Genomic DNA, 674 nt, shown 5'->3' with positions numbered 1-674 from the left:
CCCCGGTGCAGCCCGGCCGCGGCGGGATCACCGAGCCGGTCCAGGGTGTCCGCGAGGCGCAGCTCCAGTGCCGCCTGGAGCCGTACGTCCTTGGCCCGCCGCGCCCACTCCACCGCCTCCCGGCAGGTGCGCAGCGACTCCTGCGGCCGGCCCGCGTACTCCTGGACCCGGGCCATCTCGCTGAGCGCCCGGGCCTGGGCCGGGAGGTCGCCGAGCCTGCGGTGGGCCGCCGCGGCGGCCCGCCAGTTCCGCAGCGCCTCGCCGTACCGCCCGGCGTAGGTGTGGACGGTGCCGAGCCGCCCGTACAGGCGCGCCGCCTCGGCCGGCTCGCCCTGGGTGAGGCGCTGGGCGAGCGCCCGTCCGTACCAGTCGGACGCCCGGTGGTAGTCCCCCAGCTCCGCGTAGGCGCCGCCGACGGACTCCATGGCCCGCCCGGTGGCGTACGGGTCCTTCGCGGCCCGCCCGGCGTCCAGCGCCGCCCGGTAGCGGGCCAGCGCCTCCCGGGTGCGGCCGGTCCCGGCGTCCAGATCGGCCAGGTTGAGCAGGGCCGCCGCCCGCTCGCGGGGCAGGTCGCGGCGCTCGGCGACGGCCAGCACGAGGCCGTGCAGCGCGTAGAGGTCGGGGGCGGCGGCGTCGGTGCCCTCGTGCGCGGCGAGCGCCCGCACCAGCGCGGC

At 80.0% G+C, this 674-nt stretch carries 1 protein-coding gene; it reads right to left on the bottom strand.

The features are described 5' to 3' along the window. The coding region (locus tag G3I41_RS25790; protein WP_164402764.1) for a tetratricopeptide repeat protein at window positions 1-674 on the bottom strand (674 nt) is incomplete at both ends.

The organism is Streptomyces sp. SID9727 (assembly GCF_010550605.1).
Lineage (GTDB): Bacteria > Actinomycetota > Actinomycetes > Streptomycetales > Streptomycetaceae > Streptomyces.
The sequence above is the reverse complement of the archived record's forward strand: the minus strand, read 5'-3'. Positions and strand labels throughout refer to the sequence as shown.